At 38.8% G+C, this 21,997-nt stretch carries 21 protein-coding genes and 3 pseudogenes; 1 reads left to right on the top strand and 23 read right to left on the bottom strand.

Annotated elements, in window-relative coordinates; all coding sequences use genetic code 11:
- Positions 1-144: 144 nt before the first annotated feature.
- The 16 genes and pseudogenes from JCM21531_RS21345 to JCM21531_RS07735 form a co-directional block, all read right to left on the bottom strand.
- Positions 145-522, bottom strand: coding sequence for a peptidoglycan-binding domain-containing protein (locus tag JCM21531_RS21345; RefSeq protein ID WP_243467411.1), 378 nt, complete (start codon positions 520-522; stop codon positions 145-147).
- On the bottom strand, positions 509-1,654 hold the full coding sequence (locus JCM21531_RS07785) for a S41 family peptidase (protein WP_243467410.1): 1,146 nt from the start codon (positions 1,652-1,654) through the stop codon (positions 509-511). The genes JCM21531_RS21345 and JCM21531_RS07785 overlap by 14 nt, the downstream gene beginning before the upstream one ends.
- A 37-nt stretch (positions 1,655-1,691) precedes the next feature.
- On the bottom strand, positions 1,692-2,189 hold the full coding sequence (locus JCM21531_RS21340) for an S-layer homology domain-containing protein (protein ID WP_243467409.1): 498 nt from the start codon (positions 2,187-2,189) through the stop codon (positions 1,692-1,694).
- A 24-nt stretch (positions 2,190-2,213) separates the two neighbouring features.
- Entirely contained in the window at positions 2,214-2,843 is a 630-nt protein-coding gene (locus tag JCM21531_RS21335) for a hypothetical protein (RefSeq protein ID WP_243467408.1), read from the bottom strand.
- Positions 2,844-2,878: 35 nt separating this feature from the next.
- Positions 2,879-3,235 carry a hypothetical protein gene (locus tag JCM21531_RS21330; protein ID WP_243467407.1) on the bottom strand — a complete coding sequence of 119 codons (357 nt, stop codon included), beginning with the start codon at positions 3,233-3,235 and terminating at the stop codon, positions 2,879-2,881.
- A gap of 29 nt (positions 3,236-3,264) precedes the next feature.
- Complete coding sequence (locus JCM21531_RS21325) at positions 3,265-3,612, bottom strand: hypothetical protein (protein WP_243467406.1); 348 nt, start codon at positions 3,610-3,612, stop codon at positions 3,265-3,267.
- 59 nt (positions 3,613-3,671) lie between these two features.
- Positions 3,672-5,630 carry an S-layer homology domain-containing protein gene (locus JCM21531_RS07775; protein ID WP_243467405.1) on the bottom strand — a complete coding sequence of 653 codons (1,959 nt, stop codon included), beginning with the start codon at positions 5,628-5,630 and terminating at the stop codon, positions 3,672-3,674.
- Complete coding sequence (locus JCM21531_RS21320; RefSeq protein ID WP_243467404.1) at positions 5,627-6,268, bottom strand: S-layer homology domain-containing protein; 642 nt, start codon at positions 6,266-6,268, stop codon at positions 5,627-5,629. The genes JCM21531_RS07775 and JCM21531_RS21320 overlap by 4 nt, the downstream gene beginning before the upstream one ends.
- A gap of 220 nt (positions 6,269-6,488) precedes the next feature.
- Positions 6,489-7,124: an MBL fold metallo-hydrolase gene (locus JCM21531_RS07770; RefSeq protein WP_038288850.1), complete on the bottom strand. Its 636-nt coding sequence runs from the start codon at positions 7,122-7,124 to the stop codon at positions 6,489-6,491.
- Between the two features lie 111 nt (positions 7,125-7,235).
- Positions 7,236-7,913 carry a CPBP family intramembrane glutamic endopeptidase gene (locus tag JCM21531_RS07765; RefSeq protein WP_038288848.1) on the bottom strand — a complete coding sequence of 226 codons (678 nt, stop codon included), beginning with the start codon at positions 7,911-7,913 and terminating at the stop codon, positions 7,236-7,238.
- Positions 7,914-8,113: 200 nt separating this feature from the next.
- A complete protein-coding gene (argS, locus tag JCM21531_RS07760) occupies positions 8,114-9,808 on the bottom strand; it encodes an arginine--tRNA ligase (RefSeq protein ID WP_038288846.1) in 1,695 nt (564 codons plus the stop codon).
- Complete coding sequence (locus JCM21531_RS07755) at positions 9,771-10,238, bottom strand: YwiB family protein (protein ID WP_038288845.1); 468 nt, start codon at positions 10,236-10,238, stop codon at positions 9,771-9,773. The genes argS and JCM21531_RS07755 overlap by 38 nt, the downstream gene beginning before the upstream one ends.
- 115 nt (positions 10,239-10,353) lie before the next feature.
- Positions 10,354-11,159 (bottom strand): annotated as a pseudogene (gene murI, locus JCM21531_RS07750) (glutamate racemase).
- 47 nt (positions 11,160-11,206) lie between these two features.
- Entirely contained in the window at positions 11,207-12,340 is a 1,134-nt protein-coding gene (locus JCM21531_RS07745) for a D-alanine--D-alanine ligase (RefSeq protein WP_038288842.1), read from the bottom strand.
- A 556-nt stretch (positions 12,341-12,896) separates the two neighbouring features.
- The gene (gene mgtE / locus JCM21531_RS07740) at positions 12,897-14,231 is read right to left on the bottom strand and encodes a magnesium transporter (RefSeq protein ID WP_038288840.1); all 1,335 of its coding nucleotides are present in this window, start codon (positions 14,229-14,231) and stop codon (positions 12,897-12,899) included.
- Between the two features lie 180 nt (positions 14,232-14,411).
- Entirely contained in the window at positions 14,412-15,167 is a 756-nt protein-coding gene (locus tag JCM21531_RS07735) for an RDD family protein (RefSeq protein WP_038288839.1), read from the bottom strand.
- Between the two features lie 183 nt (positions 15,168-15,350).
- Between JCM21531_RS07735 and JCM21531_RS07730 the strand changes: the two genes are divergently transcribed.
- The gene (locus JCM21531_RS07730) at positions 15,351-15,566 is read left to right on the top strand and encodes an FmdB family zinc ribbon protein (RefSeq protein WP_038288837.1); all 216 of its coding nucleotides are present in this window, start codon (positions 15,351-15,353) and stop codon (positions 15,564-15,566) included.
- A 232-nt stretch (positions 15,567-15,798) separates the two neighbouring features.
- Here JCM21531_RS07730 and JCM21531_RS07725 read toward each other — a convergent pair whose 3' ends face one another.
- The 7 genes and pseudogenes from JCM21531_RS07725 to JCM21531_RS07690 form a co-directional block, all read right to left on the bottom strand.
- Positions 15,799-16,500 (bottom strand): GerMN domain-containing protein, encoded by a 702-nt coding sequence (locus JCM21531_RS07725; protein ID WP_243467403.1) that lies wholly within the window; start codon positions 16,498-16,500, stop codon positions 15,799-15,801.
- A gap of 82 nt (positions 16,501-16,582) precedes the next feature.
- Positions 16,583-17,266: a deoxyribose-phosphate aldolase gene (gene deoC / locus JCM21531_RS07720; protein WP_038288835.1), complete on the bottom strand. Its 684-nt coding sequence runs from the start codon at positions 17,264-17,266 to the stop codon at positions 16,583-16,585.
- Positions 17,267-17,462: 196 nt separating this feature from the next.
- Positions 17,463-18,011, bottom strand: coding sequence for a ribonuclease H-like YkuK family protein (locus JCM21531_RS07715; protein WP_038288833.1), 549 nt, complete (start codon positions 18,009-18,011; stop codon positions 17,463-17,465).
- 272 nt (positions 18,012-18,283) lie between these two features.
- A pseudogene (locus JCM21531_RS07710) lies at positions 18,284-19,176 on the bottom strand (NAD(P)/FAD-dependent oxidoreductase).
- Between the two features lie 114 nt (positions 19,177-19,290).
- A pseudogene (trxB, locus tag JCM21531_RS07705) lies at positions 19,291-20,566 on the bottom strand (thioredoxin-disulfide reductase).
- Positions 20,567-20,584: 18 nt separating this feature from the next.
- Complete coding sequence (locus tag JCM21531_RS07695) at positions 20,585-21,190, bottom strand: TlpA family protein disulfide reductase (RefSeq protein ID WP_243467402.1); 606 nt, start codon at positions 21,188-21,190, stop codon at positions 20,585-20,587.
- A 22-nt stretch (positions 21,191-21,212) separates the two neighbouring features.
- Positions 21,213-21,881, bottom strand: coding sequence for a cytochrome c biogenesis CcdA family protein (locus JCM21531_RS07690; RefSeq protein ID WP_038288830.1), 669 nt, complete (start codon positions 21,879-21,881; stop codon positions 21,213-21,215).
- Between the last annotated feature and the right edge of the window lie 116 nt (positions 21,882-21,997).

Genomic DNA, 21,997 nt, shown 5'->3' with positions numbered 1-21,997 from the left:
AGGAATTTTTAAAGTGTCAACCGTAAAGATTATAAAATATATATTCTTACAATAATTATACAGTTAACAAAATTGTATGTCAATATATTTTCCATATTTAATCATATATTATTTTTAGACACGTATGACAGTCTCAAATACATATTAATTCTTGAGTAATTCAACTGCCTTTTCATATTGACTGTCCCTGTCCTTCATAAGAATCAATTCATCAAGTTTATCATTCAGCTCCTGCTGTGTGGCAAAGTCTAAAACACCGTAAGAATACAATCCGCAGTCTTTTTGGAACTGTGCCACCGCCCGAACGGTTTTTTCATCCATAAGATTATCCGGTGTCCCCACATCGTATCCCAATACCGCTAAAATGCTTTCCGCGTTCAACACATCCTCGCTTTCAGTGTTCAGGGAAGGTTTTGTCACCTTTCGAAGCTTTTTTATCCCTTCAAGAACTTTATATTTTCCCTCCGGGCTATTTTCTACGTAAATGTCAGGCTCAAGCCCAACCCCGTCAATCATCCTCATTGGGAGTATAGTATTCCCCTGTTGTTATTTTCAGCCATCCGATTACTTCATCATCGGATGGATATATACCGTACTTTCCCATTAACTCATATCCGTTTACAAATATTTCTCCGGTTTCTTTTTCATACTTTTCCACTGCTTCCGGTGTCAGTATGGGATAAAGATTTTGGACCTTGCCTTTACCAAAGGTTTTTGATCCTACGAGAGTCCCCGAAGCGGTATCCTGTATGGCTCCTGCCAATATCTCCGAAGCACTTGCACTCCATTCATTCACCAATACCGCGAGTTTATATTTCAGTTCTTTTAAATTGGAATAATAAACCTCATCGATTTGCGATTCCGACTTGAAATCGAGTTTTGTAATAAGCCCATTCTTCACAAACATTCTGGCAATTGACACTGCCTGATTTACATCCCCGCCCGGGTTGTCTCTCAAGTCAAGAATTATCTTCGTTATATTTTTCTTATCCATTTGCCTAAGAGCTTCTTCCATGGCCTTGCTTGCATTGGAATTAAACATTTCCAGCTTTATATAGCCTATATCGCCATCAATTTTATAGGTGACAGGATTTAGAATTATTTCTCTTCTGGTCACTTCAAATTTTATTATTTTGTCCGCTCCATCCCTCAACACTCCTATTACAACCTTTGTACCCTTAGGGCCTTTTATAAGCCCGGCCACTTCATCTAAAGAAAAATTCTCAATACTTTTGCCGTCAACTTCAACTATCACGTCGCCGCTTTTTATGCCTGCTTCCTCTGCCGGTGAAGATGAATACACCCGGTCTATCAATATTTTTCCGTCAACTTCCGACATGACCACTCCTATTCCCGTATAAGAGCCGTTTATATCGGTAAAAAAGGCCTGTGCCTCTTCCATTGTATAATACACGGTGTAAGAGTCCATTGTATCAAATATCCCCTTCAAAGCACCTTCTATCATTTGCTTCCTAGTCACTTCGCCCTTGTATCTGTCCTCTGCCATATCGAAAATTCCTTTGAAATAGTCCGAATAAGAAATTCCCTTATCTTCTATCTCAACTTCCTCCGCATACGCAATTCCTACTCCCGAAATTAAAATACAGAAGATAACTAAAGATAACAGTACCCGTTTTAATGATTTGCCCGTCACATTCATTCCCCTTTTCTTTGATGCTATTTATCAGCACTTAATAATTTACAATCCTATCTCTGTAATCCTTTTTTAAATCATTTCTCATATAATCTATAAAATTATTGATAATTACCGCTGCCCTGGCTTTTGTAATATAGTCATTGGGCTTTAGATAGCCTTTGTCATCTCCCATTACAAGACCGATTCTATAGGCAACATAGACCGAATTTCTCGCATACCCGGGAATATCGTCACTATCCCTGAACACCGTCACTGCTCCGCTTGAAGGAGCAAGCCCTTCAAGCCCCAAAACCCTTATCAATATTGTAATGGCATCCGCTGTAGTAAGATAATCCTCAGGAGCAAAAATTTTGTCCCCTCTTCCGCTTATCATTCCCCTTTTAAATGCACTGTTTATGCTTTCAAAGTATTTGCTTCCCGTCGGTACATCGTTAAAAGGAGATATTATCTCTTCTTTTATGTTAGAAGACTTTTTGGTGGTTTTAGATTCCACAAGAAGCGAGTCTTTCGGGACTTCACTGGCAGCAAGCACAATGGCTTCAGCAAACTCTGCTGGTCATGACTTCTTGAGGGTCAAACCTTGCGGGATTTTCCTTGAATATTTCCAAGCTGTACAGCGCCTTGATATCATTTTCAGCCAGTGTCCTCTCAAATGATTCAGCTCCGGCACCAAAAGCCTTCTGCTTGTGGGAAAACTTTCAATCATAAGGCTTCCTTTTGTCTCAACCATTCTGTCGGTGGAAACACCCTGATGGTCAAACTCGGGAAGTTTTGCCGTATACTGCAGTATGCTGTTGTTGTACTGGCTCTCTACAAAGCCGCCATCAAAGCTTATGACATCCGGCTTGTTTTCAACATAGTCAATCTTCTTTGTTGTTGTAGACGAAATACTTACACTTGCAGTTCCACCCCAGCGGTCTATTACTCCGCCGCTTTTTTTCTGACTCTCTATCACATAATTTATAACTTGGGTCTCAACTGTTCCCCAAAACTGGTTATATCCATAATAATCTCCGGATATCTCAACGGTAACTTCTCCGCTGTTTGTACCGGTACCGGTCCTGTATGTCTTTCTTCCCCACAAATTCCCGGCAAAATAGTCCACTGCAGGCTTTGGATCCTTTATGTTTGTCTTTGTAAAATCATAACTTTCCAAAGTATATGTAGTAGAGCCGATTCTCACCACTTCGGTGCATCTTCCGCCAAACCCCGTCTCTTCAATTATCTGACCGTTCCCCTTTTCCGTAAGAGTAGTGTATATGACAGAAATCTTGTCAAGGTTGCGTCTTTTTCAAGGTTCTTAAGGTTGTATGTGTAATTTGACGTAATTACATTTTTCCCTGTTGTTTTATCCTGTTTCAATGTCTTTTTTACGGTCAGAGTTCCCTCAAATACTACGGGTTCACCGGTTATAAAGCATACCTCTTTATACTCAAATGAGGTCTTGCCCGGTGCCTCTCCGCTGGAGATACCTCCTTCGTATCCACCATCCCCTTCTCTTGCATATACAGGTAACCCACCTGCTATAATCATAATTATAAATATGGTTGTAATAAATGCCAATCCCCTTTTTATCATACTGCTTCGCCTCCGCAAGCTAAATATATTTAATCAACGAATATAATGTAGGCATCTCCTGTCCGATTTCCGTCCTTCTTGATAAGCCTTATACTGTCTCCTTTCTTTAGCTCGGACGGTTTTACAATGCTGTTGTTTTTCAGTATAATGCTGTTTTTAAGGAGGGTAATCTCCAATTCTTTACTGTCTATCCACATATGCAATTGTGAATCATAGACTTTTGCGTTCTGAAGTTTAAATCCTTGGGGCTCTTGCTGTCCTTCTACCGCTTCCGAATCACCTTCATTTTCAGAAACAATTTCGTAAATTTTACCTTTTGCATTGATATCACCGTAAGGTGCGGTACTAATCAACACAGCATCGGCACCGTTGGACAATACATATACCGTCCTGTTCTTATAGCTTGAATCCCCAAAGTCCGTGAAGTTCCTTTGTCCTACGACCCTTCATCATCCAGAATCCGAGTGTCATATGTGATTCTGAAAGTTCGAGGAGTGTTATAGTATTTCCAATTGACTCCGTCAAGCTCCGAATAAGACTCCAGCGTAAAGTCACTATTCTCATTTATATTTGCTATTCTTCCGCGATATATCGTAAAGAAATTCGAATCCGTTTTTTCATTTATCTTAACTACGCTGGCATAGTATTTTCCGTCGTCATAGCTTCTGTTTGCAACAACATATGCTCTATCCTCCGAATTTATGCTGCTGGCAGTAACTAGTCTGTTGTCCTTTATAATGATTGTGCCGTTGCCGTAGGAAATGTTCAGATACTCTTTCGCCAAGGTAAATTCCCCTTTGTTTCCGGCAGTGCTTGATATGATACTGTCGCTAAATACAGGAGCTTCGCTGTCTTTGGAATTTTTAACGGATACCAGTACTGCCTTTTCACTTCCGCCATAGTCTTTCTCAACGGCAATATACGCCGAACTGCCTGCAAGAAGCTCTTTTACCTGGCGCACATTTACGATATTGTCATTATAAACAAATTTATTTTCCTCAGACATCTTCAGTGTGGTAAAGCCCTTTTGCCCGGTCCTCTCCCACTTTCCGTTGTTAAACACCTCAAGGTTTTGAAGTACCATCTTTTTTGAGATGTCATCCACTGACGATACCACACCCCGGTAAATATTTGTGATGAAATGTTCATCTCCTTCTATTGTAAGCTTTTTAAGAGTTGTTGCTTTGTCTGTAATATTCAAAAGGAGTTTTACCCTGTCTCCGTCCTTTAGAGAATCAAAATCCACAAGCTTTTTATCCCTTACAATCGGAATGTTTTCATCTACATTAAGAATTTGCTGTGTACCGTCATCATAGGCCACATTTATAAGTCCTGACCTTACAGATATTACTTTTCCATATTTTACTATATAGTTGTCTACAGCGCTTATCATCTCTATTGCTCCGTTCTGGTCAAGCTTTATGTACACCGAATCACCACCCTCGATATCTTCAAGCTTTGCAGCAATATGATTCTTATATACCGTTACTTCTTCCGGATTGGAATAGTTATATGTTTTTATCCTGTTGAGGGATCCTTCCATACGCAAACCGTCTTCACTATATAAGGTTATATAGCCTAAGTGAGGGTTGTTATCCTCCACAATACCGCTTACCACACCCTGCTCTCTTAGCCTTAGATCCAGAGTATTGATTACAGTTATGATATTGTCCTGTACGGTAAGAATTGCATCCATCCCAGGTGTAATGTCTTTTATGTCTGCTGCTTTGCCTTCAACATACACCTTTACAATATTGCTGTATACCAGTTTTGTATCAACTGCTCCACTGCTGTTTCTGAAATCGAAACTTATGCTGTCCATATCAGCATCCGGGTATTCAAGATAAAATCCAACTGCTGCCTTTATCGTAGAAATTTCCGGATTTACTTCTTTTATCTTTGCAACAATATACTCTGTATCCGATGTACCGGATATCACTCTTACATACCTGACTGTTCCGTCCGCTGTCGTTATGTACTCTATTCTGTCTCCCTCTTTCAAAAGCGAGCTTGTTCCTACCCATCCATCCTTGTAAACAATAAGATCGGTGTCAGTACTTCTTATGGCAGCTCCGCCCTGCTCATTTTTATATCCGCTCCGGCTGTTGTCGGCAGACTCGGTTACAATCTTATGTAGCTTGCCGTTGCTGTTTCTTATATGGAAGGTATTGATATAAACATGGGAGTTTCCTGTAAAATCGTATTCCTTACGAATGTCTTCAACAGTACCCATTCTTTTTTCATAGCCTAAAAGCGAAAGAATTCTTTTATCTGCATTTATTATTATCTGTGCGATTTGTTCCCTGGTTACAAAGCCTGTCGGTCTGAAATAACCGTTTCCTTCGCCGTTCATTATGTTTTCAACCAGCACTGCTTCTATGTACGGAATTTTCAAAGGATCTGCGCCGGACCAATCCCGAAAGCTGTTGAAAATTTTCTGCTGCCCGTAAACGGCTCAATGCCCAAAACCTTCGAAATCCAATAGGCTACCTCTTGTCTTTGGGCTGGTGCTCTTCTTAAAAATGCCCCCGTTCCCAGTTCACTTTGTTCCGCACTGAAAGCATCTTCAAGATCCTCTCTGCTAATTAAGCCCTCATTGGCTGCAAGTCTCAGATACCCGTCAGACCACATGCTTGGAGCATAGGTCTTTTTATCCTCAATATCTCTGGCGATATCCAGAGCTTCAGCGGCCAACTGGGCGTCCTTTTCTCTTCCGGCTACCCTGTAAATAATGGCAATTGCCTCTTCCTTTGTCACATAGTTTGTGCGGCCAAACACCCTGTTGCCATAGCCTTTTACAATATCCAAAGCTGCTGCCTTATAAATAGCTTCCTTTGCCCATGTTCCCGAGTTTCTGACATCGGTAAAATTAATGTTGTCAAGGACTGCAGAAGCATTTTTTAAACCGTAATATATCTTTTCCGGCTCTTCCTCAGCATGTATGGGGATACTTAGTACAAAAGGCAAAACAAAAGAAAGTATCACCGCCATGGAAATTCCGATTCTAAGTTTATTGAAAAACTCTTTCTTCATATTCACCACTCCACCATTTTGGAATTCGCAAAGAGCTATAAAACACATTAAAAAATACTTTTCTACTCTATTTTTCTTCCATATTAAAAGCTAAAAAAATTAGCCGTACTTTATATCGGCTAATTTTAGCATATTTATTATTAATAAATTATTACAAGACATTTTGCTTAAATAATCGTAAATCCAATTTAAAATATATTTATTTTTACCTCCAATTATTCTACTGATAATCCAAAGCAAAAACCTTCGGCCAGTTTCCAATCTCCTCTTTTTTGATCTCTATTTCCTGCTTTGCAATATGCTTTCCCCCTGTTGCGGAAAGAAAATTTTCCACACCATCGACTTCAAATTTAAGAGCCGGTGTCTTATAATGCATGGGAATAATTATCGACGGCTTGATAAGATTTATTACCTCGATGGCTTCTTTGTAATCAATTGTATAAACTCCTCCCACCGGTATCAGCAGGACATCTACATTTCCAATTTCTCTTATTTGATTGTCATTTAAGACATGCCCCAGATCTCCCAAATGGCAAACGTTAATCCCGTCTATTCTAAATTTGAAAATATCATTTTTTCCTCTTTTTGCCCCTTGGCATTCATCATGGAAAGAAGCCACTCCGGTTATTTCAATACCGTCAATATTTATTTTTCCCGCTCCTTTAACATGCTTTGCATTGCCTGTAACCATACTTACATAATTATGGTCAAAGTGATCATGACTTGTAGATACTATTTCCGCTTCAATTTCCTCTACCTTGTATCCAACAGTATTATCAAACGGGTCGGTAACCACTCTTGTCCCCTTTTCCGATGTCAACAGAAAGCATGAGTGGCCCAGCCATTTAATTTTCATAATTGTTCCTCCTCGCAGCATATTATGCGTTTTAGTTTTTGCCATTTTACAAGGCCAGCAATCAAATCATATGAAATATTTGAGTATCTTTCTTTGATATTATACCAAAATTTATGCACCCAATGCAAACATTGCAAAGTTATTGGCAGAATGAATAATTATGCAAGTCCATAAAGAATTTGTTTTCTTTAACAATACCGCCATAAGGATACTGAAAAGCGGTATAAACAATATTGAATTCATCATAAATTCCACCATAAACAAATTACCCTGCATATACCATTTCGGGAAGTGAATCAAGAGAAATAATACAGCGGTTATTGCATTGGCATATTTGCTACCCATGGCTTCTTCAAACTTCTGCAGTAAAAATCCTCGAAACACGATTTCTTCGGTAAATCCTATGAGCAACACCCCGCCTATCCACGAATCCAAACTGAAAAATGGATTAAACTTAAGTTCACCGCTAGACAAAAATCTGCTGACACTCACATATACTACAATTACAACTCCGTACAAAGAGCCGTATGCAAGACCGCGCAATCTATTTTGGCTGAGTTTTACATAGTCCAAAGGCTTTTCTTCGAAAACGTACTTTAGCAGAATTAGCGAAGGCAGTGTCCAGACACCTAACTTTATGAAATTGCCACCTATCAGGTTTAAAAGAAGAGGGCCCTTTTCTATAAGAGGTTCTATAAGTATGGTATAAACTGCCCAAATGGAATAAAATACAACCAGATAAGAGGTTAAAACTTTTAATATATACCTTTTTTTCTTAGTATCGTCCATATAAAACTTCTCCATTAAAACGCATATAAATTATAAGTAAATTATATCATACCACAATTGTATAGAACAAATATAATAAATTATAATAAAATGTATAAAAAATTATTGTAAAAAATAATAAAACCCGGCCAAATCATTCATAACAATAATTTGAGCCAGGTTTTGCAAACTTCCTTCCGATCGATAAACCTTTTAATGTTCTACATCTTCTCCGGAGCTGTTATGCTCAATACATCCAGTACATTCTTTATAACAATCCTTGTGCTGTCCACAAGAACCATTCTTGCATACATCAAAGTCTCATCTTCGCCCTTTACCCTGCAAGCATTGTAGAAGCTGTGGAAGCTTGATGCAACATCAAGAACATATCTTGTAAGCCTGCTTGGCTCTAAAGTCTGGGCAGAAATTCTTATCTCCTCAGGATATTCGGAAAGCTTCTTCATTAATTCAATCTCTTCAGAAGATTTTAAGAGTGCCAGGTCAACAGAACCAACATCCGGAATTTTAAAACCCTCACTTTCCAAGAGCCTTAGCATGCTGCAGCTTCTCGCATAAGCATACTGGACATAGTATACCGGATTTTCATTTGATTTTTTAACTGCAAGATCCAAATCAAAATCCAGATGATTTCCCGATGCTTTCGTATTAAAAAAGAATCTTGCAGCATCTCTTCCAACTTCTTCTAAAAGGTCGTTTAAGGATATTGCTCTTCCCGTCCTCTTGGACATTCTGGCTATCTCACCGTTTCTGTAAAGCCGCACCAACTGGAATATCACGATGTCAAGATTGTCCGGATTAATGCCAAGGGATTTTAAAGCACATTTCATTCTTCCGGCATGTCCATGGTGGTCTGCTCCCAACAAATTTATTACCCTGTCAAACTTGCGCTTTAAAAACTTGTTGCGGTGATAGGCTATGTCAGCTGCAAAATACGTTGGCACTCCGTTATTTCTGACAATTACCTCATCCTTCTCCGCACCCAAAGCAGAAGCCGCAAACCAGACAGCACCGTCTTTTTCAACGGTATATCCGTTTTCTTTAAGAATATCCAGTGTCTCCTGAACTTCGCCATTATCATACAGAGACTGTTCGGAGAACCAGACATCAAAATTTACGCCGTAGCTTTCCAATGCTTCTTTTATTCGCTGAATATTTTTAGGCAAAGCGTATTCTACAAGGGCTTTGCGCCTTTCTTCAGGGCTAACAAGAAGGAGCTTGTCCCCATTTTCTTCGATATACTCTTTCATGTGATCAATAATGTCTTCGCCATGGTAGCCATCCTCGGGAAACTCTATAGCATCTTCACCCTTTAAAAGCTGAATATACCTTGCTTCAAGCGAAATGCCGAACTTCTCAATCTGATTTCCGGCATCGTTAATATAGAACTCCCTAGTTACATCATATCCGGCTTTCTCAAGGACACTCGCAATACAGTCTCCCAATGCTCCTCCTCTGGCATTTCCCATATGAAGAGGTCCGGTAGGATTGGCACTTACAAACTCGACCATTACTCTTTGTCCACGGCCAATATCCAGCTTTCCGTAGTTTTCTTTCTCCTTCTGAATGACCTTTAGAACATCATACAACCATGCATTTGTGAGAAAAAAGTTGATAAATCCAGGCCCCGCTGTCTCAACCCGGTCAATATATGTATTGCTGGTGTCAATATTCTTTATGATTATTTCTGCCACCTGTCTGGGTGCCTTCCTTACTGTTTTTGCCGCCTGCATGGCAATATTGGTTGAAAAATCGCCATGTCCCTTCTCCTTCGGAATTTCAATAAACAGCTCGTCTACTGTAAATTCCGGAAGTTCACCGTCTTGAACTGCCTTTGATATTGAGTTTTTAACTGTTTCTTCAATTTGCTTCTTTATAGTCTCCACTACATTCGTCATCTAACTGTCCTACCTCTCTAATAAACATATGAAAATCGTTTTCTCCACTTTTATTATCATCTATTTCAAGTTTATAATCAACCTTCACTTCCCCGCCTGAGTCGTCAACATTTATTGCAACCATGCGGGCAGTAACCTTCATGGTAAATGTACCGTACTGTGTATCATAATAGGATACATGTTTTTGTCCTTCTTCAAAAATGAACTGTGCATTGACCGTACCGAATCTCATCAATGTCACAATGCCATTGGAAATTTTAAGGGTAGTGGTGGTGCCCTCCATGCCCGTTACTTCACTTTCTTTGTATGTCACATAATATGCATTCCCTTTTTTATAGTACTTGCCTTCCGTAACAAGTTCCAATACATTTTTATCCTTATTGTCGGAAGTCTGAACCCCTTTTACCGAAATAATAACATTTTTATTCATAGTTTTCCGCCTCCATTTTTGCCGGCAGGGGCATTTTAGCCCCACCGAAAATTTAAATACTTTCCTGCTTCTAATACACAAAATGTTCTTAATTGCTTAGTGCCATTAATCAAATCTAATATCTCTCAATATCAATCTTTTCAGCAGAATGTATTTCATGATTCAAAATGGAATTGCCCAGAGATTCAAACTTATAAACACTGTCACTGGTATAATACCTGTACACAGGTCCAACTTTTTCATCTCTTTCAAGGTAATTTTCATTTATCATCTCCTTTACTGCTTTTGCTACCTCCAATGCTGAACTAACCAATTTAACACCATCCCCCATTACCTTTGAAATGGTATTGTACAAAAGGGGATAGTGGGTACATCCCAAAACTAGCGTATCAATATTTTTCTCTTTTAACGGCAAAAGATATTCCTCTGCAATTCTCAAGGCAATATCATTTTCCCACCAGCCTCCTCAACCAGTGGTACAAACAAGGGACAGGCCTTCTGATAAATTTCAACTTCCGGATCCAGCCTTAAAATAGCTTTCTCATATACTCCGCTGGTCACTGTTGCCACGGTACCGATTACCCCAATCTTCTTGTTTACTGTCTCTCTGACAGCAGTTGCCGCTCCGGGCCCGACAACTTCCACTATCGGAATATCAAAACTATGCTTAACCTGATCTAGGCTGCATGCACTTGCTGTGTTGCATGCGATTACAATCATCTTTATATCCTGATTTAGAAGAAACCGGATGTCCTGAAACGTATATTTTACTACAGTCTCCTTCGATTTGGAACCATAGGGGGCTCTCCCGCTGTCTCCGAAATATACTATACTTTCCCGAGGCAATAAATTTTTTATCTCCTTTAATACAGTAAGACCGCCCAACCCCGAATCAAAAACGCCTATTGGCCTGTTGTCCATAGTATTTTCCCCCAACTGTAATACGATTAAACTGCATAGTTCTTTATCTATTCACTATATTCTTTCAAATTGTCTTTGAATCTTTCAATAGCCAAATCAATCAGCCTTTCAATAAGCTCCGAATAAGGAATACCGGATTCCTCCCAAAGCATAGGATACATGCTTATGCTTGTAAATCCGGGTAAGGTATTAATTTCGTTTATATAGACCTCTCCGGTTTCCTTGTGCACAAAGAAGTCCACCCTTGACAGTCCTGCACAATCCAAAGCCTTAAAGGCCTTTATTGCATAACTTCTAATCTTTTCAACGGTCTCTTCCGGAAGATCCGCAGGTATTTTTATTTTAGAACTGTTATCAATGTATTTCGCCTTGTAGTCATAAAATTCATTGCCCGGAATGACTTCTCCCACTGTTGACGCTATAGGCTCATCATTTCCCAGCACAGCACACTCAACTTCTCTTCCGTTGATAAATTCTTCAATTAGTACTTTTCTATCATATTTCGCCGCATAAATCAATGCTTCTTTCAGCTCATTTTTATCATGTGCTTTTGTCACGCCTACGGAAGAACCGGCATTGGACGGTTTTACAAATATTGGGTATTCGAATTTTCCCTCTATTTTGTCAACTACACTCTCAATATCCCCGGCAATCTCCTTTCTTGTAAAATACAGATAGTCTGCCTGAGGTATTCCTGCCTTTTCGAAGATTATCTTTGCATAAATCTTATCCATTCCCACTGCCGACGCCAGCACTCCGCAACCCACATAGGGTATACCTGCCAGCTCAAAAAGTCCCTGTATGGTTCCGTCTTCACCGTTGCAGCCGTGCAAAACCGGAAAAACCACATCTATCTTTTTGCCTTTTCCATCACTTGCCAAAGTTTTGTCAAGCTCTCCCGTATCATCTTTAAGACTTACTATGCTGTCTACCAAGTTCATTTTGTCGGGAATACTTCTTGTCCCATCCTTTAGTGCAATTTGCTCCCACTCTCCGGAAGGAATTTTATCAATAGGTCCGTTATAAGGAAGCCATTTTCCGTCTTTTGTAATTCCCATCATTGAAACATCAAATTTATCCGAATTAATGTTCTTCAGTATGGATGCCGCCGATATTCTTGAAACTTCGTGTTCCGATGACTGTCCGCCAAAAATAACTAGCACTCTCTTTTTGTCGCCCATATATTTTCTCCCCTTATTTTTTGGATGCAAAACACTAGTAAATATATATTTCTCATTTTACTATTTAAGTACATCAACTTCAAGATTTACGACAAAATACTATCCACTATTAGAATTTTCTAAAAAATAAAAGAATATAAATAACTTCATTGTTAATGAGGCAATTTGTGAATTTAGGCAACGTTAACCGGGCGCAAAATGAATCTAAAGACGCCTAATACATTACCAATAATTACACTTTCACAACATGAGAAAAACAAAGCAAAAGAATAAACCGAAAATTACAAACTGCATAAAAACATGCAAAATTCGAGACGAGTATACATAATACATACTACAATTTTATTATACCATAGCCATTATCCCATGTCCATACAGTAAATTTCGAGGTAATAAAATCATTTATTGCCAAAATTACACTAATAAAAAACTCGGAACATCGAGTCCCTTCGCTTTTGCCTCTTTCATTTCATTCCAAGAGGCTAAATAACAATACAGGGTCTTCCTGTTTCACACAATCCAAGAAAACCCTGTATTATAATTAAATTTTATATAATCATATACCCAGCAACCATGTTGCAATTGAAAAATATACGGTAAGTGCCACAGCATCAACCACAGTTGTTATTAACGGACCTGCCATAATTGCAGGGTCAAGTTTAAGTTTTTTGGCCATGATAGGAAGGATACCGCCAATAACTTTAGCCAACACAACTGTAAAAAATAAGGTTGTGCATACAGTTACAGCTACTAGTAATTCAGCCTTTTCAAAAAAATATATCCTTACAAAATTTACAACGGTTAGAACTATTCCTACAAGACAGCTTACCTGGATTTCTTTCCACAAAACTTTCAAAGCGTCCTTTGCCCTTATTTCTCCCAAAGCCAAGCCTCTGATTATGAGTGCGGATGATTGGGAACCGGCATTTCCACCGGTGTCCATTAGCATTGGGATAAAGGAAGCAAGCACCACAACCGTCTGCAGCACTTCATCAAATTTTCTTATGATATTCCCTGTAAAGGTTGCAGAAATCATTAATACCAAAAGCCAGGTTATTCTGTGCTTTGCCAATACCAATGCATTTGTCTTTAAGTATTCTTTTTCAGAAGGCTCCATTGCGGCCATTTTCTGGAAGTCTTCAGTATTCTCCTGCTCAATAACATCAATAATATCATCTATTGTTACTATTCCAACGAGTCTTCGTTCATTATCAACTACCGGCATGGAAAGAAAATCGTATTTTTTAAACAATAATGCAATCTCTTCCTGGCGTTCATGTGTATTTACATATATTACGTCTGTTTCCATAATATCTTTAATTACTACCGACTCGTCACTTAATATTAGTTTTCTGATTGATGTTACGCCTTCAAGCCTTCTAGAGTCATCCAAAATATAACAGGTATCAATTGTCTCTTTGTCTATTCCTGTCTCCTTGATATGCTGCAAAGCCTGTTTTACCGTCATCTCCTTTTTTAAGTCAACATACTCTATGGTCATTATGCTTCCAGCCGAATCTTCAGGATAGTTCAAGAACTGATTTATAAGTTTTCTGGTTGTTTCATCAGTATTCTCAAGAACCTTTTTTACAATGTTTGACGGCATTTCTTCCAAAAAGTCAATTGCGTCGTTAAAGAACAGTTCATCTATAATATTTCTGATTTCGCTATCGGTAATGGATTCAATAATATATCTTTGCAATTCATAAGATATATATGAAAAAACCCCTGCTGCAATATCTTTTGGAAGTATCCTGAATATCACCAATAGCTTCTGCTTGTCCATTTCCTCAAAAAGCTGAGCAATATCAACTACATTCATATCTGCAATCTTATTTCTTACTTCGGCATATTTGCCTTGCTCAATAAGGTTGAGAATCATCTCCTTCATTGTGCAGCCCTCCTTTAATAGAGCCACACCACCAGATTGGTAGCTATGGCTCCAAACATATTATATTTTTTAGTAAAACAACAGGGTAACGGCTCAGAATCCACAACTACCACCTCCTTAAAAATATTCTGCCCTCTCTAAGCTAATATATTAATTAATTTTGCCTTGTCAAATGATTGGCTACTTAAGCTGCTGCCTCCATATCATATTTTCTATGTACTGTCTTTGAACTTCAATTTGAATTTTCGAATATACTTTTGTATAAAAAATTCCAAGAAAAATAAATGCAACGATCAGCAACACCAAACCTATCCACCCATATGAACCGGATTTCTTGGATTTCTTTCTGCTTGTGCCATAGAGCTCTTCTGCTAATGCCAACTGCTCACTGTAAGTTCTAAGTCCTCTTCTTTTCATTTCTTCAAACAACTCTTGAGTATTTATTTTATTTGAATAATTTTTGCTTGTCTTCTTGTAAACTACATATGTCTTGGCAACTTTATCATGTAATGACTGCCTCTTTCCACTAACTAACGCTATAACAATATAAATAATTGAAATTGGAGGTACCACCACAGCCGGAAGTTTAACCAGTGCTCTTAAAATCACCTTGACAATGCTGCTCTTGCTATCACTGACAACTTCAATACCAAGGATTAGCTTTCCCGGGGTGGCAGATAAGCCTGAAGCCACAAAACCGATTTCATATATCAGGAATAACATCAAAAACCAAAAGTAATAATATCCATTAAAAAGATCAGAATTTATATTAAATCTTCCTTGAGATATATTAATTGATCTTTCAATAATTACGTCAAGAGAGATTCCTATGCCCAATATATCCAAAGCCATTATCAGTCCAAAATATAACCCTGCAAGTATAAGCGAGTCAAGAAGCAAAGCAAAATATCTTCTTAACACTCCACTAACACTCATCTTTTATTCCCCCTATTTAAAAAAACTAAATCAAATTTGCTAAGACCCTTTAAAATAAAGCATAGACTTTTGTTTTTTGACTTCACTATTATAACAAAAGGTCAATAGAAATGCTATACTTTGTTAATTGAATTTTATAGTATAATATATTTAATTATAAAAAAGTAAACGGAGGAGATTATAATGCCTTTTTACGATTTGAAGTGCTCAAAATGCGGACATGAGTTCAATGTAATGGCAAAAATGAGCGAACGGGCCGAAAAACTGATTAAATGTCCCAAATGCGGCTGCAATGAGCTTGAGGCCGTCTTTAAAAGCGTAAATATTATACAATCCAGAAAATCCGAAGGTGGAGAATGTCCCAATATTCATAAATGCGGAGGATGCTGCCATCACTAATGCAGCATCCTTTGAATAACGTTTTGAATAAACCTTGACTATTCAAGATATTCTATGTATGTTTCTTCAAATTCGTCACTAAAGGTCTCCTTAGCTTCTCCATCGGAAGCTTCATCGTAGGTTTCCTGCCATTTTTCATCGTCCGGGATTTCCTCATAGGTCTCCTGTGCACTGCTATCCTCAGAATCGTCAACAAAAACCTCTTCTTCATCTGCTGCTTGTGCACCTGTTTCTATGCTTTCGGTTTTACTGCTGGCACCAGTCGCATCCTTGCTGCCGGAAGATGATTCATCTTTTTGTCCGCGGCATCCTTATTGCTGTTTACTGTTCCCGTCGGTTCCGCCTTGTTGCTTATAAGCTGTGCACTTCTCGGAAACTCAGTATTGAATCTGAAATTTCCTTTGAAGTCGGCAGATGACTTTCCCTCTATCAAAAACTTAACCTTGCTTATCTCCTTAAGCTCTGTCAATGAGTTTACAATGGAATAAATTGTCATTCTCTCTTCTGCTTTCCCTCCCGGGTGATTGTCTCTAAACTCTTTTGTAAAATCAACAATGGCAACATCACCTTCAATCTTTATTCCCGAGCGAAGCTTGGCACCTTCCGGTATTGTGGGCTTCATTCCGGCAACCTTGGGTCCTTTAATCAATTCATTGACAATTATTTCCGCAAGATGATTTACGCTTTTGGTAGTTTCGCTAACCGGTATATATCTTATCTCCAGCTTTAGTTTAGAATTATCCTCATTTGCAAAATAAAGGCGTATTGGTGATTTGTCGGCGATTTGCTGTGCATCGTCCTCACTTAGTACAATACTGCTGGCAACATATGCATCTTCATTATCTCCCAATCCAAATTTGTTAGTATCTGAACAACCTACACAAAAGGATAATATCATGATGCAGACAGTAATAATAGATAAAAGTCTTCGCATTTAACCGGACACCTCACTATAAATTCTTTATAGGATATTTTTATGCCGGTTAGACTTCCAGTATTCTTATCCAAATAAAATCTTATCCAGCTTCCTCAAAAATAGCGACAGTAGAACTTGTACCAAGCCTTTCGCATCCCGCATTTATAAACTCTACTGCCTGTTCAAAGGTTTTAATTCCCCCCGATGCTTTTATCTTCATATTCGGACCTACAGCTCCCCTCATAATACAGATGTCTTCCAAAGCTGCTCCTCTACCGTTAAATCCGGTAGAAGTCTTCACAAAATCCGCCCCTGCCTCTTCTGCAAGTTTGCATGCCTGCACTTTTTGAATGAGATCAAGAAGAGCTGTCTCAATAATCACCTTTACTATGACCCCTTTTTCATGGGCAACAGAAACAACGCCTTTAATATCATCCCTTACATAGTAATAGTCCTCTGCCAAAAGCTTACCGATATTTATTACCATGTCCAGCTCTTCCGCTCCATTTTCCATGGCTTCCACCGCCTCAAAAACCTTGCAGGCTGTTGTTGCTGAGCCGTGGGGAAAACCTATGACAGTACTTACTTTTACCTTTGAGCCCTTTAATGCTTCCCTGGCCAATGCTACATGGCACGGCTTGACACAAACTGAAGCAACACCGTATTTTACTGCAATCTCACATTCTCTTAAGACATCGGCATCTGTGGCATCAGGCTTCAAAACGGCATGATCAATCATTGAAATTACTGTATTTTTATCCAAAAGACCTTCATCCTTTCTCATTTTGCATTGTTTTTGGCAACAGTTCTTCAAATTCTACGGTATATTTTCGCCAAACATTCTGGAAATAATATCTTTTTAACATTTACTTTATCATCCTTTCTAGAAACTTTCAATCTCAAGAACATAAAAAATTGACATTATATACATCTATAATGCCAATAGTTTTTTATCATTTGGATTATATTTTTAATGAAAATTATATAGCCTTGGTATACCTGTCTGCAAAGCAACTGGCACAATAGCTATCCGGCTTTATTTTAGGAATAAAGTTAAGTCCGCTTACCATGCCTACCATTTCATTTATGAGTGCTTTTGTCTCTCCTTTTTTACCTATATCAATATGGAATTCAAAAGTTACACCTTTGATAGAGGATTGTCCGTCATTCCCCAAAGCTTTATATATATGGTCTATCTTCTCTTGGTCAAACAAATATGCCAATTGGAGGCTTATGCATGTTTCCATATAGATTTTTTCCCGAAGGTTCTTTATAGGTCTTGCCATCAGACTTTTGTGAAGAAACCCAATAGCTCCTTTTCCAACCCTGTGAACATGAATGCATGTGACAAAAAGAGTACCGTTTGCCACATGGGAATCAGTTCCTATAGAAATTCTATATGAACTATTGGTATCTGCCTTAATAAACTTTATAATTTCCTCAAAAGCTTCTTTGAAAGTAACGTTACCTTTGCCGAGACTGCGGAAAATACTATTTTCATCGAATTCTACAGCGTTGCCTGACAGCATATCTCTCCCTCCATCCCTATAAAGCTTAAACCGCAAGCTTTTTGATAATATAAAAAACCCAGTGACAAAGTCACAGGGTCATAGACATAGTTTTGCTCAAGGTACTATGTTTGAGGAAATCAACATACAGGTGCCGTTTAAAAATATGTTTTTGTATACTTTTCACACCCATAGTCTTATCCGTCCTTTCACATAAAATACCTTATATAACTATATTATCATATGTAAACTTCAAAATCAACCATCCAGATTATGCCATTTTGGTTCCGTAATCAAAGAGCGCTTTTCTCAATTCGCAAACTATTTACATATTCAACCATTCTCTTTCCAGCAAGAGCTCCCTGTCCCACAGCTGTTGCTATCTGTTTAAAGCCGCCGGTACAATCTCCCGCCGCAAACAGCCCTTCAAGGTTTGTCTGCTGGTTCTTGTCAACCACTACGGCGTTTCCTTCAACAATTATCCCCAGCTTTCTTGCAAAATCAACGCTGGAAGGACTTTCATATGCTATAAACAATCCGTCAATATCTTCGCTGGTACCATCCTTGAAGAAAATCTTTTGGAGAAATTCATTTCCGTCAATCCTGTATATAGCCTTTGAATTAATATTAAATTTTTTTGCTGCCTCGGCAAACTTTTCGGATACCTGAAGCTCCTTGCCGTCGGTATATATTGTTATATCCTTTGTAAAAGAAAGAAGTTCCATAGCTTCATGCACCACATAGTCTCCGGCTCCCACAACTCCCACCTTGAGGTTGTTGTAGAAAAATCCGTCACAGGTAGTACAATAACTTACCCCTCTCCCTTCAAAGTCCTCCAGATTCTCTATTCTTAGCTTCTTTTGAGGTTGGCCGGTAGCTATAAGAACAGCTTTGCCCTATACCGATTGTCGGAGGTCAAAACTTCGAAAAATTCATTCTTTTCAATACTGATTACTTCACTGTCAATTATCTCAGCCCCCAACCTTGATGCCTGTTTTTCGCCTTCTTTCAAAAGCTTTTCTCCGCTTATTACCTCTGAAAATCCATAGTAATTCTCTATTTTCTCCGCCTTTATGAGAGCACTGTCACCCTTGCCTATAACCAATGTTTTAAGGTTTGCCCTTACCGTATACAGTGAAGCGGAAATCCCTGCGGGTCCTTTTCCTATTATTATCACATCATACATAAGTATTTTCCCCCATTTTTATCCAACATTATTGTGATTTATCATTTTGCTATTTTATATTTTATATTGTATTTCTTATTTTTCCAATATATTTTGTAGGCTTTTTTTGATTTACTACTTTCCATTAATATATCTTTCCGCCATAATTCCTGCGATTGCTCCATCTCCAACGGCAGTAGCAATCTGACGGATTTTTTTCTCCCTAACGTCTCCGGCGGCAAAAACCCCCGGAATGTTCGTTGCCATATCCTCATTTGTCAGAATATATCCCTGTTCATTCATCGCAACTTTGCCGGCAAAAGGTCTGTCTTAGGCAAAGTACCTATATAAACAAAAACACCATCCGCCTCTATTTCTTCAATCTTTCCTGTTTTTGTATTTTCAACGGTAACACTTTTTACGAAATTATCTCCGTTAATTTTTCGCACCTCAGAATCCCATATAACACTAATATTCGGATTGTTGAGCACTTCGTCCAGGGCTGTCTTTGACGCTTTGAAATAATCATGCCTGTTCACTATTGTAACATGCTTGGCATATCGAGTCAGAAATACAGCCTCTTGGGCAGCAGATTCTCCTCCTCCGACTACAATAACATTTGCATCAAAGTACATCGCTCCATCACATGTGGCACAATAATGTACGCCCCTTCCTCTAAACTCCTTTTCTCCCTCAGCCGGAAGCCTTCTTGGAGCCGCACCGGTTGCTATCAGCACAGCCTTTGCATAATAGTCCGTATTTTTAGTTGTAATGAGTTTTTCCTTTCCTTCCAAATTTATATCGGATATTTCCTTGAGGTCGTCAATATGGGCACCAAAGTCCAGCGCCTGCTTTTTCATATTTTCCATCAGGTCAACACCCCTTACCACACCGTTGGTGCCGGGGTAATTTGCAACGTGGAAAGTCGTAGCCACCTGTCCTCCAATGAGTCCTTCATCCACAACCACAGTATGAAGCTTCGCTCTGGCCGCATAAATTGCTGCAGTTAGACCTGCCGGGCCGCCGCCCATTATCAGGAAATCACAATATATCTTTTCCCTCTGTTCATCTTTGCAAACATCCCCAATAACCCTCTCTATGGCTGCAATAACTCCGGGTTGCTTATGTAGCCGTTCAATCGGGTGCAAACCTCTTTGCCGTCTTTGTAGAAAAGAACCGTAGGGCTGCTCTTTACTTTCAAACTTTCTCCCAACTGGCGGTTCTGCTGGCGATAAATCTTAACAAACTTCATGTGTTTGCTGTATTTTTGTGCTGTCCTCTCAAATATCGGAATAAAAGAATCGCAAACAGGGCAGCCTTCGGTATAGAATAGGACAGCTGCAGGAACATTACTTTTCAATACATCCTCTTCAAAACTTTCCACCGTTGATTTAACTATTATATCCTCCATGCTATAGCCTCCCGAACATTATTTTAGCTTTTCAAGTATATCCAAGAGCACCTTTCCCCGTCTTGCCCCCTCCATATAGGTGACTATGCTTCCATCCCTGTCTATAACATAGGTCGTGGGAATACTGTATATTCTATAGTCTTGTGCAACACTTCCCGTTGTATCCAACAACACCTTCATGGTATATCCGTTATCTGCAATAAATTTCCTTGCCTTCTCCTCGGTCTCTCTGAAGCCGTCGGTAAGATTTACTGCCAAAATTACCGCATCCTCTCCTTTTGAAAACTCCTTGTGCACCTCTTCAAACTCAGGCATTTCCGATGTGCAAGGGCCACACCAGGATGCCCAGAAATTCAAAAACACAATTTTCCCCTTATAATCAGACAGTTTCACCGTATTGCCGTCAAGGTCTTTTAGGGTAAAATCCGGTGCCATTATCTTGTTCTCTTGCTCCGTACCGCCATCCTCATCTTTAGCATTTCCATCCTTATTTATATCGTCAGAAATTTTATCTCCTATATTTTCTGCCGAATCGCCTCTGTTATATACAACATATGCACCGATTAGCAAAAATGCAAGTACTGCCACCCAGATTATAATATTTACTGTTTTCTTCATATTCATATTTATCTTCCTTTCAAATAAATTATATTATATTAAGAAGCATTGCCGCTCCCAAGAGTATCAGCAAAACCCCGGAAATAATATTAATTATCCTCATATTTGATTTTATAAATTGGAAAGCTTCTTTGATACTTTCAAAAATCATAGCCGAAACAATAAAAGGTATGCCAAGACCGAGAGAATACACCACAAGAAGCAGCAATCCCTCTGCCATTGTGGAAGAATTTGCGGCCAAAGCCAGAATCGAAGCCAAAAAATAACTTATGCAGGGCGTCCATCCGAATGCAAAGCAAAATCCAAAGATGACCGACCCAATGAATCTTAATCTGTCAAACTTGTATTCAAACCTCTTTTCCCTGTTTAAAAAGCCTATATTTAGTACTCCGGTAAAATTGAGTCCAAAAATGATTATTACAATTCCGCTTATGATTTTCAAAACATCTCTGTAACTTTTAAGAAATGCTCCCAAAGAAGTAGCTGCAGCCCCCAATACTGTAAACACAATCGTAAACCCCAGTACAAATCCAAGGGAATTTATCAAAAGTCTTTTTTTGTTCTTCCCGTCTTTGTCTTCCTTACCGGTAAATCCGGCCAGGTATGAAAAGTATGCGGGAAGCATCGGAAATATGCAGGGAGAAACAAAGGTTAGTATACCCTCCGCAAAAGCCGTCAAATAAACAGAACTGCCCAACTATATACACCTCTCTTTAAAAAAACGCTTTTCTTATTATTTACCACACAATAAACGAGCTTAATACATTAAAAATAATTTTTTAAAAATATCAATCCTTTATATATATTAATTTG

The organism is Acetivibrio straminisolvens JCM 21531 (assembly GCF_000521465.1).
Taxonomy (GTDB): domain Bacteria; phylum Bacillota; class Clostridia; order Acetivibrionales; family Acetivibrionaceae; genus Hungateiclostridium; species Hungateiclostridium straminisolvens.
The sequence above is the reverse complement of the archived record's forward strand: the minus strand, read 5'-3'. Positions and strand labels throughout refer to the sequence as shown.